Source organism: Candidatus Enterococcus huntleyi, assembly GCF_009933175.1.
In the GTDB taxonomy this organism is placed as follows: domain Bacteria; phylum Bacillota; class Bacilli; order Lactobacillales; family Enterococcaceae; genus Enterococcus_K; species Enterococcus_K huntleyi.
The window spans coordinates 425140-440875 of sequence record NZ_MAEJ01000001.1; the positions used below are offsets into that span (position 1 = coordinate 425140).

The window sequence follows — 15736 nt, forward strand, 5'->3', positions numbered from 1 at the left end:
GATTAGTATGATTCAAACGAAACTACCTAAAATACTATTTGGTGGAGATTATTGTCCAGAACAATGGGATGATGAAACAATTGACAGAGATATCCGTTTAATGAAACAAGCACATGTAAATTGTGTTGTTCTTTCAGTATTTACATGGGCATTGATTGAACCATCTGAAGGAGAATATCATTTTGAATGGTTAGATAAGGTTTTAGACAAGCTATATAACAACGGGATTTATGTATGCTTGGCGACTCCGACAAGCGCCCAACCGGCTTGGCTATCAAAAAAATATCCTGAAGTAATGCCTGTTGATCGAGCAGGCAGAAAAAGAAATCATGGCATGAGAGTCTTCTTTTGTGTCAATAGTGATAAGTATCGAGAAAGAGCAGCTTTATTAACTGAGCAAATGGCTAATCGTTATGCTGACTTCCCTGGCTTGCTTGCTTGGCACGTTGCGAATGAGTACGGCACATATTGTTATTGTGATCATTGTCAAGAAAAGTTCAGAGAGTGGCTGAAAGACAAATATGGCAGTATAGAAAAACTGAACGATAAATGGACGACTGTATTTTGGGGACGACAAGTATATGATTTTGATGAGATAATGATTCCTTCTGAATTAAACGATGATTATCGCTTTAATCCAGCTGTACAATTAGATTATTTGAGATTTGTTACGAGCTCTACAAAAGATTGTTTCTTGAATGAAGCAAATATTTTGAAGCAAAAAACACCAAGAGTCCCTGTTTATACAAATATTTCTGGGCACATCAAAAATATTGACCAGTATGAACTGACTAGTGTAATGGATTTTGTTGGTTGGGACAATTATCCAACGCCGAGAGAAGAGTTGAGCAACGTTGCGATGAAATTAGATTTGATGAGATCGTTAAAAAATGGCGACTCTTTCCTAATCGCAGAACAATCGCCAAATCAGCAAAATTGGCAACCGTATAATAAGATTAAGCGCCCAGGTGAGGTGAAGACAATTGCCTATCAAGGGCTTGCTCGTGGGGGGGATGGCTGTTTCTTCTTTCAGATGAAGCAGTCGATTGGCGGACAAGAAAAATTCCATGGAGCATTGATAGGACATTCAGGCAAAGGAGATACTCGAACGTTTAAAGAAATGTCTGAATTAGGCGAGGAGCTTGAACGGATAGGTAGTCGTTTGTTAGATGGGAAAACGACTAGTGAAGTAGCTATTTATTTTGACTGGGATAGTTGGTGGGATTTAGATAATGCAAGTGGTCCCTCTAAAGATATCCATTATTTTGAGATTGTTAATCAATACTATAAAGCTTTATATGACCGGAATATTGCTGTAGATATTGTTAAGGTTGACTCAGATATTTCTAAATATAAGCTGGTAATTGCACCTTCCTTGTACATTGTACCAGATGAAACAGCTGAGAATATTAGTCGATTTGTACAGCAAGGTGGATGTTTTATTGGAACTATTCGAACTGGAGTGGTAGATGAGAATGACCGTTGTGTCTATGGTCTAGCTCCGGGATTATTACAGGATGTATTAGGGATTGAAGTGGAAGAGATGGATGCGCTATTCCCTGATGAACAGAATGAACTCGTATTATCTGAAGAGTTAACTTTAAAGGAAAAACAAACTAAAGTAAATTTATTATGTGAGTTGATTAACTTAAAAGGTGCGGAGTCACTAGCAACGTATAAAAAAGATTTTTATGCGGGGAAACCATGTATAACTAGAAATGTCTATGGAGATGGCAAAGCTTATTATATTGGTTCAAGCCTTGAAACAGAATTTATAGCAAATTTTTTAGCTGATATCTGTGGGAAAATGGCGATAACGTCATATGAACAAGAGGAGCAGAACATTGAGATTATTAAGCGATCCACAGCAAATGAACAATTTTATTTTGTGATTAATCATAATGATTTTACCTGTTCGGTAGATTTGTACGAGATAGAAGGGATAAACTTATTGAAAGATGAAAAAGTCAAAAATAAAACGGTTCTACAAGCTAGAGAGGTACTAATAGTAAAACAAATCTGATAAAAGATAAGAGATCCACCAAAATCTAATTTTTGGTAGATCTCTTATTTAATTTTAATACTGAATCCCGTAAGATGAGTTTTGTGTTCAAAAATATTTGCTTTTTACACTCTATCTCGTTATTGATTTCTTGCTCAATTAGACAAATTGCTTCGTGGGCAATCTGTTTAATAGGGACTTGAATTGTGGTTAGTTCAGGTGTAATGACAGTACTTTCAGAGATGTCGTCAAACCCAATAATTGATAGTTCTTCAGGAACTTTTATCCCCTTTTTATTGAGTGTTTTAATAATAGAAATAGCCATGTAGTCATCTTCACAAAAGACAGCGGTTACACTTTTGATGAAATTCATAAACTGATTTATTTTTTCCTCTACAGGTTGAATCTTCATGCCATGTAGATAGTATTTCGGTAATTTTTTTGGGTCAATATTATTTTTTTTTAGGGCGTCTTTAAAGCCTCTTCGTCGATCAATGAAGTTATTGATTCTAGGCGTTCCTTTAATGTAGCCAATCTTTGAATGCCCCATCTTAATAAAGTGATTGACAGCGTCATAGGCTCCTAAATAGTTGTTCATCGTAACTGTGTTACAGTTTATCCCTGTGCATTCAGTATCAATGACGACTAATTTTTCGAATGTTTGACTGATGGGTAATGTTTGTGCTGCTGTTAGATTAGTTCCTAATAAAATAATTCCATCACTGGGTTCTTCAATTTCTAGTTGTTTTAATTCTTCAAGGAAGGTTTCTTTTGGTAGCTTATTGATTGAAAAGTTATATTTTTTTTCGCTGATTTCAGTTGATAAATAGGATAATAACTCATTAAAAAAAGGGAGCTTTTCATAATCTTTAGTGACTACTTCGTTATTTGTGCAGGCAACAAATCTTATTTTAGTATCATTTTTAACTTCAATCTCTTGCTCTGACTTTATGTGTTTCCTTAAGGGAATATAATTATTTTGTTCAGCGATTCGTAATATATTTTCTCTAGTAGCAACGCTGACACCTGGTTTATTATTTAAGGCCAATGAGGCAGCAGATTTCGAAACATTTGCGAGTCTTGCAACATCTTCTAACTTCAATTCCATCCCTCCTAAAGGATACAAAGTAAATCACCATATAGCTCTCTCCCTATTATAGAAAAAAATAGAGTAAAATAATAGAATAAAAACAAGTTTCTGGAGCGCGTCTTTTAGTTTACTAAACTAAGGAGTCTAATTTTAAGATATTTCATCTATTCTATTGTTAGTGTTTTGTTGCGATGCTATTCTTCTGTTATAAAGAAAACGCTTTATAAAATGGAGGAGAAAAAATGACAAATGTTAAAATTGGTTTCGCACCTACTCGGAGAAATTTATTTAGTGCAGATGCAGCGATTGAATATGCGGATCTAACGCGTAAAAAAATGGATGAATTAGGAATAAACTATATAGATATTTTAGATGTTGCAAAAGATGGTTTACTTTTTGATGATGAGGGAATGGAAAGAATTGCAACCAAATTTAAAGATAAAAAAATTGATGGGTTATTTTTGGCAAATGAGAATTTTGGAACAGAGTATGAATGTGCTCGTTTAGCTAAGAAGTTAAATGTACCTGTATTATTATGGGGGCCAAAAGATGAACATCCTGCAAAAGATGGCTCTCGATTGAGAGATACCCAGTGTGGCTTATTTGCAATCGGAAAAGTACTAAGAAGATTCAACGTACCATTTACGTACATCAAAAATTCAGATATCGACTCTCCTGAATTTTCACGAGGGTTACAAGATTTTATTAAAGTATGTAATGTAGTGAAAACTTTTAAAAATACACGGATTTTACAGGTTGGTCCACGTCCTTTCGATTTTTGGTCAGTCATTTGTAATGAAGGGGAGTTATTAGAGCGTTTCAATATCTCTCTATCACCAATCCCTTTGCCAGAGTTATACAAAGAAATTGCCCGAGTACGAAATGAAGAAGTGGCCGGAATCAATGAGACAATCAATTATTTTAGAGAAAATACGATTGTAGAAATCACTGATGGTGAATTAGAAACGATTGCTGCTTTGAAAGTCGCTTTAAAGAATTTATGTATAGCATATGGTTGCAATGCAGGTGTGATTCAATGCTGGACCGCATTACAAGATGAATTGGGAATTCTTCCATATGCATCGCTGTCATTACTACAAGAAGAAGGATTGCCATTTGTTTGTGAGACAGATGTTCACGGTGTGATTTCTGAATTATTGATTGAAGCTGCTAGTCTTGGTGAAGAGAAAGCGATATTTGCAGATGTTAACTGCCGACATCCTGAAGATGAGAATGGCGAATTGCTACAACATCTGGGTGTATTTGCCTATTCGACTTCCGCTGAAAAACCTGTCCTACCGAAAAGTCATTTTGTATTCGATTACCCAGGTTCAGTAAAGTTTAAAGCTCGAGATGGACAATATACACTTTGTCGTTTTGATGGTGATCATGGGGAATATTCATTATTAATGGGTAATGCAGAAAGTATGGAAGGACCATTTAATCAGGGAACTTATTTATATTTGAAGTTTGCTAATTTGAATCGCTTAGAATCAAAATTAGTTTATGGTCCGTATATTCATCATGTTGCGGCAGTTCAGACAGATGTAGTACCTGTATTGTATGAAGCGTGTAAGTATTTAGGAATTACTCCAGACTTTTATGATCCTATTGAAGAAGACATCCAAGCTTACTTAAGGGGAGATAATGTATGAATGCTGAAATAAAAGAATTAGAAAAGAAAGCGATACAGCTACGAAGAAGAGTGTTTCAATTAGTTTACGAATCAAAAACCGGACATACGGGCTCTTCATTATCTTGTACTGATATTTTAACAGCTTTATATTATAGTATTATGGCAGTTGATCCTGAAGATCCTGAAAATGATGCAAGAGATCGTTACATTCAAAGTAAAGGCCATGCTGTTGAAATTCTATGGGCTATTTTAGCAGATAAAGGATTTATTGAAGAAGAGGAATTGAAGACCTTTTCAGCCTTCAATTCTCGCTTAATAGGGCATCCCAATAATCAAGTAGCTGGTGTCGAGATGAATACTGGTTCATTAGGTCATGGTTTAGCAGTAGCAACAGGAATTGCGTTAGCAGCAAAGATGGACGAAAAAAAATATCAAACCTATACGTTACTTGGGGATGGCGAGTTGGCGGAGGGGTCTGTTTGGGAAGCTGCGATGGCTGCGTCGAATTATAAATTAGATAATTTGACTGCGATTATCGATCATAATGGGTTACAGATTACTGGGGCGACAACAGATGTCATGAATTCAGATCCTCTATCAGATAAATGGCGAGCTTTCGGTTGGCACGTGATTGAAGTGGATGGCAATAATATTGAGGCTCTGATACAAGCATTTAATTCTCGTGAAAATATTGGACAACCTAAAATGATTATTGCAAATACTATTAAAGGCAAAGGAGTGTCTTTTGCCGAAGGAATTGCAGCGTGGCATCATAAGGTACCTAGTCAAGAACAATATGAACAAGCTCTTTTAGAATTTGATAAACGATTGGAGGAACTAGAAGATGAATAATATTCCTAATCGAAAAGCAATGTGTGAGGTTTTAATCGAAGAAGGTCAAAAAAATCATAACATAGTTGTCTTAACCAGTGATTCTCGAGGCTCTGCTTCACTTGTTGATTTTGGTGAAGCTTTGCCTAATCAACTAATTGAAGTCGGTATTGCTGAACAAGATTTAGTTGGGATTTCTGCAGGCTTAGCGCATTCTGGGAAACGCCCGTTTGCTGCATCACCAGCATCTTTTTTAAGTATGCGGAGTATCGAGCAAGTAAAAGTTGATGTGGCTTACTCAAATACTAATGTAAAATTAATTGGGATAAGTGGTGGAGTCAGCTATGGTGCTCTAGGTATGAGTCACCATTCTTTACAGGATTTTGCAGTTACTAGAGCGATTCCTAATCTTCAAGTATTAGTTCCCGCCGATCGTTTTGAGACAGCAGCAATGTTTAGAGAGTTAGTCAAAAGTGAGCGGCCTGCATATATTCGTTTAGGTCGAAATCCTGTCGAAGATTGCTATAGCTCAGAAGATTATGGATTTGAGATTGGCAAAGCTGTGGTTATGTCAGAGGGTTCAGATATCACTCTGGTTGCTATTGGTGAAACGGTCCGTAAAGCACTAGATGCTGCGGAAGATTTGAAGAAAAGCGGGCGGTCTGTTGAAGTTATCAATGTTCATTCATTGAAGCCTTTTGATCATGAGACAATTCGCAATTCGGCAATGAAGACTAAGAAGATTATCACGATTGAAGAACATAGTATCTATGGAGGATTAGGTTCGGCTGTTGCTGAAAGCTTGAGTGAAATCATGGATGTGCAGCATAAAATTATTGGTTTCCCTGACGAGGAGCTTGTGACAGGAGAGAGTAAAGAAGTGTTCGAGTATTATGGTTTAAGTGGGAAGAAATTAATACAGACGATTGAAGACTTTGTAGGGGAATAGATGTATGAATAATAAAATTCAGTTAATAATTGACCAAGGGACATCCGGAACAAAATTGTTAAAGCTAAAAAATGGCGAAATAGTTTCCCGAAAAGATATGAACCATAGACAAATGTATCCCAATCCGGGATGGGTAGAGCACGATGCAGATGAGATTTTTAAAAATGTTAAAAGCTTGCTAGATGACGCCTTGAAGGTAAGCGCTGACAACGAAGAAGAAGTTGTCGCGATTTCCATAACTAATCAACGCGAAACAATCATTGCCTGGGATAAAATGACCGGACGGCCTTTGTATAATGCAATTGTTTGGCAGTGTAATAGAAGTAGCCAAATCTGTGATGAATTGGTTTCTGCTGGGAAAGAACAATTGATTAATGATAAAACCGGTCTTAGATTAGATACTTATTTTTCAGGAACAAAAATAAAGTGGTTGATGGAAAATGTTCCCTTAATTCAAGAAAAACTGAGTCAAAAAAAACTAGCAATTGGTACGATGGATACCTGGCTTATCTGGAATTTAACGGATAAGCAAGAATTTGTCACCGAAGGAAGTAATGCTTCTCGTACTTTACTATATGATATAAACGAGCGGAAATGGGATGATGATCTAGTCAAACTATTCGGTATTACTCTTGACGCATTACCTGAAGTAAAAAAAAGTGATGAGCATTTTGGTTTTTATAAGGGAATACCAATTATTGGTGTTTTAGCAGACTCACAAGGCGCACTATTAGGCGAATTATGTAAGAATACAGGCGATGTAAAAATAACGATGGGTACTGGCTGCTCCATTATGATGCAAGTGGGCGCACAAAATACCTTACGTGATGAACGGATTCTGAGTACAACGGCCTGGGAGTTATTAAATGAAGAACGCTACGCCCTAGAAGGAATCATTCGTACTTGTGGAGATGGCATAAACTGGTATGCAGAATCTTTCTTAGGAGAGAATAAAGTAAAAGAGTTTTATCAAATAGATTTATTGGTAAACACGAATGAACAAGTTTATTTTATTCCGGCATTACAAGGGTTGGCGGCTCCCTTTTGGAATAAAAAAGTAACTGCAGCATTTTTCGGAATGAAGCGTTCAACACCTTATACTGAATGTATGCGTGCTGTTTTAGAAAGTACTATTTTCCAGATTAAGGCAGTCATAGATGTAATGGAGGAAGTGGCTGGTCGAGCGGTCGATAAAGTTTATGTTGATGGTGGAATGACTAAAAATAAATCTTTAATGGAATTATTAGCAACACTATTAAATAAGCAAGTGGTTGTAGGCGAAATTGAAGAGTATTCTGCTTTGGGTGCTGCTAGTCTAGTGGGACTACATAAAATTAAGCCGGACTCTAAGCAACAAACGATCAATCCTACAATGGATAATATTCAGATTAGGACGAAGTATCAATCGTGGAAGACACTAGTGGAACAGGTCATAAATATAGACCTTGAAGTTTAATAAATTGTGAGGTTAGAGCATATGGTGAAGATTTCTGAAATTAAATTTGATCATTTAAAAGAGCCTATCGGAATAGAGCAAATACCTAAAGTTTCATGGATTATCGAGAGTGATGAATCAGGTGTTTCTCAAAAGCAGTATCAAGTCCAACTATCATTAACGAGTGATTTTTCTATGCTTGTTTATGATAGTGAATGGGTAGAAAGTAGCCAATCTACTCAAGTTAGCCTGCCAGAACTAGTAATTGAAACGGCAAAAAAATATTTTGTGCGTGTGAGGATTACAACTTTAAACGAAGAGAGAACTGAATGGAAAAACACTTCATTTATTACAGGAATTCTTAATTCTGATCAATGGAAAGCTCAGTTTATTACGGCAGAAGCAATTGATGACAAAGAATCGTCTAAAGGAACCTATATCCGTGGAGCGTTTGAAGTGAAAAAGCAAGTCAAAGAAGCTTATACCTTTACATCAGCATTAGGAGTCTATAAGGCTTATATAAATGGAGAGAAAATTGGGACGGACGAATTAGCACCTGGATGGACATCTTATCAGAATAGATTGATGTACCAAACGAATGAAGTAACGAATCTTGTGGTACAAGGAACTAATATTATCGGGGCATCACTAGGTGCTGGTTGGTTCAAAGGAAAGATGGGTTTTTTAGATGAACGAAATAATTACGGGGATTATTCTGCCTTTATCGGACAGATTTTAGTTCGGTATTGGGATGACACTGAAGAGTGGTTTTATACGAACCATTCGTACGTTGGCATTGATTCACCAATTGTTTTTTCCGAAATTTATGATGGCGAAATTTTTGATAGTAATCAAGAAGTTCAAAACTGGAATACAAAGGATGCGAATCTAGATCACTGGCATCCTGTGAGAACAATTCCGTGGTCCTATACAACATTAGTATCTCAACCAGGCTCACGTGTAAAAGTGATTGAGAGAATCCAACCGAAGGCGATACTGATTACGCCTAATCAAGAAAGAGTCATTGATTTTGGACAAAATTTAACGGGCTGGATGGAGTTTTCCTACCAAGGGGAAAAAGATGAGGAGTTAGAGTTTCAATTTTTCGAAACTTTGGATAAAGAAGGCAATGTCTACATCGATAATTTAAGAAGTGCAAAACAAACAATCCGTTATATCTGTAGTGATGAGAGGCCTTTTAGGTATCACCCAAGCTTTACTTTCCAAGGGTTCAGATATGTGCATGTGAAGAAATACACAGCAGAATTAACGTGTGATAATTTTGAAGCCTGTGTGGTGCATAGTGAAATGGAACTTACTGGCTATATACATACGGCCAATCAAGATGTTAATCAGTTGTACCACAATATGTTATGGAGCATGAAAGGAAACTTCCTTGATGTACCTACAGACTGTCCTCAACGGAATGAGCGCTGTGGTTGGACGGGAGACGTTCAAATTTTTTGTCAGACAGCTCTTTATTTGATGAACTCTTATCCATTTTTAGCTAAATGGCTAAAAGATGTAGCAGCCGATCAGACGGCTGAAGGCGGCATACCGCATGTTGTCCCTGATATTGTTTCTGGTAAGGAAAAAGATGACTGGTTATTAAGCCAGGGAACCCATTCCGCGGCTGGTTGGGCAGATGTAGCTGTTACTGCACCATGGGACATGTATCTGACTTATGGTGATACGACTATTCTAGAAGAACAGTTTTCATCGATGAAGGCTTGGATTGATTTTATGCATGAACATTCTGAAAATAATATTTGGAACTATAAGTTACAATTTGGCGACTGGTTAGCTTTGGATGCGCAAGAGGGAAGTTACTTTGGTGCAACTCCGAATGATCTAACCTGTACGGCATTTTATGCTAATTCTACGCATTTATTTAGTAAAATAGCCGCTATTTTAGATAGAGATGAGTTGGCGAAGTACTATCAAAATCTGCATAAGAATATCGTGATGACATTTAGAGAAAAATTCATCTCAGCTTTTGGGGACCTATTGGTTCAAACGCAAACAGCACATATCCTTGTGTTGAAATTCAAACTAGCCCCCGTAGAATTCGAGAAAAAGATAGCAGAAAATCTTGTTAATTTATTAGAAAAAAATGATGGCAAGTTGACAACTGGTTTCTTAGGCACTCCTTATATCTGTCAAGTTCTTAGTGATTTTGGTCATGAAAAAGAAGCTTATGATCTATTATTAAGGACAGAATTCCCTTCTTGGTTATATCAAGTTCAACAAGGTGCAACGACAATCTGGGAACACTGGGATGGGATTAAGCCTGATGGGACCATGTGGAGTCCAGATATGAATTCATTTAACCATTATGCCTATGGTTCGATTGGAGAGTGGCTGTTTGCTACTGTGATTGGAATTCGAGCAGATGAAAAATCTCCAGGGTTTAAGCATACTGTAATTTCACCAAAGATTGATGCGAGGCTTGGTGAAGCCAAAGGCTGTTATCACAGCCCGTATGGTGATATAGAAGTGCACTGGAAAATACAAGAAGAAACATGCTTATTATCTATCAAAATTCCGCATAATACTTCTGCAAACCTTCAATTAGATAATCTTTCTTATTTTAGAGAAATCGATAAGGACACTAGCTTTGTTTTGAATAAAGGATGCTTAAATCAAGAATTAGTATCTGGAACGTATCAATTTGAATTTCAACATAAAAAATGAGGAGAAGATATAAATGATAAAAATCGGATTAGTCTATACAGGCGTGACACCTCAATTGATTGATATTGTCGAAAGTGAATTAGACAAAGAATTGGGCGATAAAGTCAAGTATATTAGCTATAAAGATCCAACAATTATTGCTGAAGCACGAGAGAATGGTTATGTGACTAAAGCTGCAGCAACTAGACTGTTTTCTTTATATTTGAAAGCTATAGAAGAAGGTGTCGATGCAATTTTAAATATATGCTCATCCGTGGGTGAAGCGGTTGATTCTGTGCAAGATATGTCGAAGTATCTAGGGGTTCCAATTGTCAGAATAGATGAAGAAATGTGCCGTGATGCTGCTAGAAAATCCAATCGGATTGGTGTGATTGCTACCTTGGCTACCACAATGGAACCAACGAAGCAAACGATTTTGCGAACTGCTAGAGAAATTGGGCAACATCCTCAACTTGTTGATGGATTGATAGAGGGGGCTTTTGATTTGGACGAAGAAGAATTCAAACAGGTCATGTTGTCAAAAGCCGAGGAACTAAAAAATCAAGTCGATCTCTTTGTCTTTTGTCAAGGCTCAATGGCCTACTGCGATTCATATATTCAAGAAAAAACAGGTATAGAAACATTATCAAGTCCTAAGTACGGGGCAAGAGCGCTGAAACAAGCCTTGATTAATACAGGAAAGTTGGAGGGATAAGGATGCTTACAAATACTACACAATCAAAATTTAGCAAGGTCTCACCGTTAGATTGGAATGATGTGACTTGGACAGATGGCTTATGGGCAGAGGTAGAAAAAGTCTGCGGCGAACAAACAGTGACACATATTCAAAAAATGTTTGAATCAGAGGAAATCAGTCATGTTGTAGAAAATTTCCATGTCTGTGCCGGCGATAAAGAAGGAGAATTTGGTGGGACTGATTTTGGTGATGGTGATTTTTACAAATGGATGGAAGCTGCTATCTATACAGCAGCCAAAAAAGATGATCAAGAATTATTAGCACAGATTGATGACTATATTGAATTAATCGGTCGCTGTCAATTACCAGATGGTTATATTTCTACGAAGCAAATTATTGGTGAACGTCAGAATAATGGAATTGCACGGTTTAATGATATCAATGACTTTGAAGTCTATAATTTCGGTCATTTATTTACGACAGCCTGCTTATATAAACGAATTACGCAAAAATCAAACTTTTTAGAAATTGCTGAAAGAGCAGCTGAATATTTGGATAAAATGTACCAAGAAAATGCGCGGACAGGCGAAGTTCAAACAGCAGTTTGTCCTTCTCACTATATGGGGTTATTTGAGTTATATCGCACAACTAATAATGAAAAATATTTAAAATTAGGTAAATTGGCTATTGAGTTACGCGATTTAGTCAAGGATGGAACGGATGACAATCAAGATAAGTTGCCACTTAAAGAACATGAAAAAATTGTTGGTCATGCGGTGCGAGCTAATTATCTATATGCTGGTGTAGCTGATTTGTATCTTGAAGAGGGTGATCAAGAATATAAAGAAATGCTAGGGAAAGTTTGGCGTAACTTAATCCATCAAAAGATATATATTACTGGTGGATGTGGTGCTATATATAATGGTATGTCACCTTATGGTAATTTCTTTGAGGATGCGAAGGTTCATCAAGCTTATGGGTATGAATATCAATTACCTAATACAACTGCTTATAATGAAACTTGTGCCGCCATCGGAAATGTGATGTGGGCTTATCGTATGTTTCAAATTGAACCTAAGGCAGAGTATTTTGATATTATCGAACGTACGATGTTAAATATTAATTTGGCCGCAGTTAATTTGACTGGAGACAAATTTTTCTATGAAAATATGCTTAGACGAACGAAAGATCTTCCCTATGAGCTCATTTGGCCATTAAGTAGAACAGAATATATTATGAGTTATTGTTGTCCACCAAACCTAGCAAGAATCCTAGCTGAATCGAGTGAATATATCTATTTGAAATCAAAAGATAGTCTATGGATGGGGATGTATGGTGCCAACCAAGCAGAAATCACATTGGAAAATGGGAGTTCATTCACAGTTACCCAAAAAACAGAGTATCCATTTGAAGGGACGATTGAATTAAATTTAAGTAATATCGTCAGTCAAACAGGTTTTTCTGTGCAGGTTAGAGTTCCTGGATGGCTTCAAAGTGGGAATATTCAATGGGGACAAAAAAATATTCAGTTAACTAAGGAAGATGCAGGAAGTTACTTTACCGTAGAAATTGAGCCTAATCAGTCAGAGAGCTCGATTAAATTGGCGTTTGATATGCCTCTACGTTATACAGTTGCACATCCTTACGTCGAAGAAGATTGTAATCAAGTGGCGATAGAACGAGGGCCGTTAGTTTACTGTATGGAATCTCCGGACTGCGAATTAACCAGTATCGATGATTGTCTGGTTGATATTTCAGCGGATTATAAAGTTGTTCCTTATTCAATAGAGAATCGAGAGATGAAAGTGATTGAAACTACTATGTTATTCGATACGATGAAAGAAAATCGCTTAGAAACACTTTATCATACGATTAATCAATATAACTTAAATCAAACGCCGGTACGTTTAGTTCCTTATTTTGCCTGGGATAACCGTGGATATGGTGAGATGCGTATTTGGTTACCAATGGCCTATTCTGTATCCAAGTAGAGCAGGTAGGTAAAGGAGGGCTTAAATATGGAAGATGAACAACATAATCAACTAAATAAATTATATCAAGATGAATTAAGTCATTTTGAAGATAAAATAATCGTTCTTGATGATGATCCTACAGGTACACAAACAGTCAATGGCGTCTATGTATACACTGATTGGAAAAAAGAAACCATTCGAATGGCCTTTGAAGATTCAAATTCAATTGTTTATATTTTGACAAACTCAAGAAGTTTCTCTGAAGCAAAGACGAAACAAGTCCATCAAGAAATTGCTGGAAATATCGCATTAGTAGCAAAAGAGTTAGATAAATCATTTCTCATAATCTCAAGAGGTGATTCTACGCTTCGAGGACACTATCCCTTAGAGACTGCTACATTAAGAGAGTCGTTAGAAGAAAGGAATTTGGAGAAAATTGATGGTGAAATCTTATGTCCGTTTTTTTATGAGGGTGGACGTTTTACCTCTAACAATATCCATTATTTACGTCAGGGGACTCAATTAGTTCCGGTGGCTCAAACCGAATTTGCTAAGGATCCCACCTTCGAATTTCATTCTTCAAATTTAATTGATTATATTATTGAAAAAAGTAAAGGGGATGTAAAAGCAGAGGATTGTTTATCCATTCCTTTAGAAGCCCTACAGCAGGCTGACGTAAATAAAGTAGTAGAGACACTAACGAATTGTCATGATTTTCAAAAGATTGTTGTAAATGCAACTAACTATGGAGAACTAAAAGTGTTCGCAATAGCTTTCATGAGAGCAATCAAACTAGGTAAAAAGTTTATTGTTCGAAGTGCAGCTAGTCTGCCAAAAGTACTGGGGGGAATTACCGATAAAAAATATCTCACCAGCCAAGATGTTGTGAACAACAACCAAAATGGCGGACTTGTGATTGTCGGATCACATGTAGATCTTACTAATCGACAGCTTACTTGTGTAAAAGAGTCGAGTTTAGCACTTTCATTTTTGGAATTCAATGTAAATGCTTACTTTTTGGAGAATAGTTTTGCTAACGAAATTTCATTAAATTTGCAGAGAGCAGAAAACGAAATGGAAAAAGGAAAAACAGTGGTAATTTCCACAAGTCGAAAAGTTGAGTTTCCGCCAAATACTAGCAAAGAAGAGAAACTTGAAATAGCGGTTCGAATTTCAAATGCACTAACGGAAATTGTCAGTCATTTATCAATCAAACCTAAGTATGTAATCGCTAAAGGTGGAATTACCTCTAGTGATGTAGCAACGAAAGGCTTACGCATAACTAAAGGGTATGTTCTTGGTCAAATTGACGCTGGGATTCCTGTGTGGCTAACTGATAATGAGAGTAAGTTTCCTAATATGCCTTACTTAGTATTCCCAGGGAATGTTGGGTCCGAACAGACACTGAAGGAAATAATCGAAGAATTGGAGAAATCATAAAATGAAAAAAGTAATTATTTCGTTAGCTCCAGTAGCAGCCTCACAGCCAATTGATTATAGTAAATTGGCAGATGATATCAGCCAATCAATTACGAACGGAGCAGCTATTTGCCACCTTCATAGTAGAAATTCTGAAGGACAATTACAAGAAGATTGTACGGAAATGATGGAGTGTTTTGTCAAGGTTTTGTCAAAAACTGATGTTGTCGTTCAGGCTTCGACGGGTGGTATCTCAGCTATGAATATCGAGCAAAGGTGTAGTCCACTTGAGTATAAGATAGTTGAGAGTTGTTCGTTGAATGGTGGTTCAACAAATCTTGGAGAATCTATATATAAGAATTCATTCTCAGATATTCGATATGTAGCCCAAAAAACTTGTGAGAAAGATATTGTTCCAGAAATTGAAGTGTTTGATATTGGGATGATTCAAGCGGTAGAGGCAATATCTAAAGAAACACCATTTGTGACGCCAAAAGTCTATAATTTAGTTTTTGGTCATCCAGGTGGTATGCAAGCGACCATAGAAAACCTAATTGCTTTTAAAAGATTTGTACCAGAAGACTGTATTTGGGGTGTTACTCATTTTGGAAGGACGAATTGGGATTTCTTAGCTTGTGCAATATCTATGGGAGCGCAGGTTGTTAGGATTGGTTTTGAAGATAGTGACTGTTTAAATTCTCGGACCAAAGATCAGGCTACTTATAATTATGAGTTAGTAGAACGTTTAGCAGTACTCATTCGAGCAATTGGTTATGAAGTTGCAAGTGCAAATGAGGCTCGAGATATCTTAGGAATCAAATAGCAGGTATTAAAATAAGATAGATTTATTCAAGAGAATCTATCTTATTTTTTGAAGCCATTTTGCGCAAAGGAAATGAAGACTGCTTTAGATGAGCTAGTTATATTAGACTGTTTCTTGAAATCCAGAATGCTTCGATTGATTAAATAAAATATGTTAGATTTCTACTGAATAAATAACCTGAAAATCTGTGGAAATCAAAGAGAATAGA

At 36.6% G+C, this 15736-nt stretch carries 11 protein-coding genes; 10 read left to right on the plus strand and 1 reads right to left on the minus strand.

Annotation, left to right across the window (positions count from 1 at the left end):
• The first annotated feature begins 7 nt into the window (after window positions 1-7).
• Entirely contained in the window at window positions 8-2023 is a 2016-nt protein-coding gene (locus BAU15_RS01790) for a beta-galactosidase (RefSeq protein WP_161841029.1), read from the plus strand.
• Window positions 2024-2048: 25 nt separating this feature from the next.
• Here the strand turns inward: BAU15_RS01790 and BAU15_RS01795 are convergent, their stop codons facing one another.
• Window positions 2049-3104 carry a LacI family DNA-binding transcriptional regulator gene (locus tag BAU15_RS01795; RefSeq protein ID WP_161841030.1) on the minus strand — a complete coding sequence of 352 codons (1056 nt, stop codon included), beginning with the start codon at window positions 3102-3104 and terminating at the stop codon, window positions 2049-2051.
• Window positions 3105-3334: 230 nt separating this feature from the next.
• Here BAU15_RS01795 and BAU15_RS01800 point away from each other — a divergent pair, with 230 nt between their 5' ends.
• From BAU15_RS01800 to BAU15_RS01840, 9 genes are read left to right on the plus strand one after another with little or no spacing between them, the layout of a single operon-like run.
• On the plus strand, window positions 3335-4747 hold the full coding sequence (locus BAU15_RS01800; RefSeq protein ID WP_161841031.1) for an L-fucose/L-arabinose isomerase family protein: 1413 nt from the start codon (window positions 3335-3337) through the stop codon (window positions 4745-4747).
• Window positions 4744-5580 carry a transketolase gene (locus BAU15_RS01805; protein WP_161841032.1) on the plus strand — a complete coding sequence of 279 codons (837 nt, stop codon included), beginning with the start codon at window positions 4744-4746 and terminating at the stop codon, window positions 5578-5580. Before BAU15_RS01800 ends, BAU15_RS01805 begins: the two co-directional genes overlap by 4 nt.
• Complete coding sequence (locus BAU15_RS01810; protein ID WP_161841033.1) at window positions 5573-6508, plus strand: transketolase family protein; 936 nt, start codon at window positions 5573-5575, stop codon at window positions 6506-6508. Before BAU15_RS01805 ends, BAU15_RS01810 begins: the two co-directional genes overlap by 8 nt.
• A 4-nt stretch (window positions 6509-6512) precedes the next feature.
• Window positions 6513-7964, plus strand: coding sequence for an FGGY-family carbohydrate kinase (locus BAU15_RS01815; protein WP_161841034.1), 1452 nt, complete (start codon window positions 6513-6515; stop codon window positions 7962-7964).
• Between the two features lie 21 nt (window positions 7965-7985).
• Window positions 7986-10637 carry an alpha-L-rhamnosidase gene (locus tag BAU15_RS01820; RefSeq protein WP_161841035.1) on the plus strand — a complete coding sequence of 884 codons (2652 nt, stop codon included), beginning with the start codon at window positions 7986-7988 and terminating at the stop codon, window positions 10635-10637.
• Between the two features lie 13 nt (window positions 10638-10650).
• On the plus strand, window positions 10651-11331 hold the full coding sequence (locus BAU15_RS01825; RefSeq protein WP_202622690.1) for an aspartate/glutamate racemase family protein: 681 nt from the start codon (window positions 10651-10653) through the stop codon (window positions 11329-11331).
• 2 nt (window positions 11332-11333) lie between these two features.
• Window positions 11334-13304 (plus strand): glycoside hydrolase family 127 protein, encoded by a 1971-nt coding sequence (locus BAU15_RS01830; protein WP_161841036.1) that lies wholly within the window; start codon window positions 11334-11336, stop codon window positions 13302-13304.
• Between the two features lie 27 nt (window positions 13305-13331).
• Entirely contained in the window at window positions 13332-14726 is a 1395-nt protein-coding gene (locus tag BAU15_RS01835) for a four-carbon acid sugar kinase family protein (protein WP_161841037.1), read from the plus strand.
• A 1-nt stretch (window position 14727) separates the two neighbouring features.
• The gene (locus BAU15_RS01840; RefSeq protein WP_161841038.1) at window positions 14728-15528 is read left to right on the plus strand and encodes a beta-keto acid cleavage family enzyme; all 801 of its coding nucleotides are present in this window, start codon (window positions 14728-14730) and stop codon (window positions 15526-15528) included.
• The last annotated feature ends 208 nt before the right edge of the window (window positions 15529-15736 follow it).

Excerpts from the sequence above, each read along its gene's own strand:
- BAU15_RS01805 (WP_161841032.1), top strand. The coding sequence starts at position 4,744 with ATGAATGCTGAAATAAAAGAATTAGAAAAGAAAGCGATACAGCTACGA.
- BAU15_RS01825 (WP_202622690.1), top strand. The coding sequence starts at position 10,651 with ATGATAAAAATCGGATTAGTCTATACAGGCGTGACACCTCAATTGATT.
- BAU15_RS01790 (WP_161841029.1), top strand. The coding sequence starts at position 8 with ATGATTCAAACGAAACTACCTAAAATACTATTTGGTGGAGATTATTGT.
- BAU15_RS01815 (WP_161841034.1), top strand. The coding sequence starts at position 6,513 with ATGAATAATAAAATTCAGTTAATAATTGACCAAGGGACATCCGGAACA.
- BAU15_RS01810 (WP_161841033.1), top strand. The coding sequence starts at position 5,573 with ATGAATAATATTCCTAATCGAAAAGCAATGTGTGAGGTTTTAATCGAA.
- BAU15_RS01840 (WP_161841038.1), top strand. The coding sequence starts at position 14,728 with ATGAAAAAAGTAATTATTTCGTTAGCTCCAGTAGCAGCCTCACAGCCA.
- BAU15_RS01800 (WP_161841031.1), top strand. The coding sequence starts at position 3,335 with ATGACAAATGTTAAAATTGGTTTCGCACCTACTCGGAGAAATTTATTT.
- BAU15_RS01830 (WP_161841036.1), top strand. The coding sequence starts at position 11,334 with ATGCTTACAAATACTACACAATCAAAATTTAGCAAGGTCTCACCGTTA.
- BAU15_RS01820 (WP_161841035.1), top strand. The coding sequence starts at position 7,986 with ATGGTGAAGATTTCTGAAATTAAATTTGATCATTTAAAAGAGCCTATC.
- BAU15_RS01835 (WP_161841037.1), top strand. The coding sequence starts at position 13,332 with ATGGAAGATGAACAACATAATCAACTAAATAAATTATATCAAGATGAA.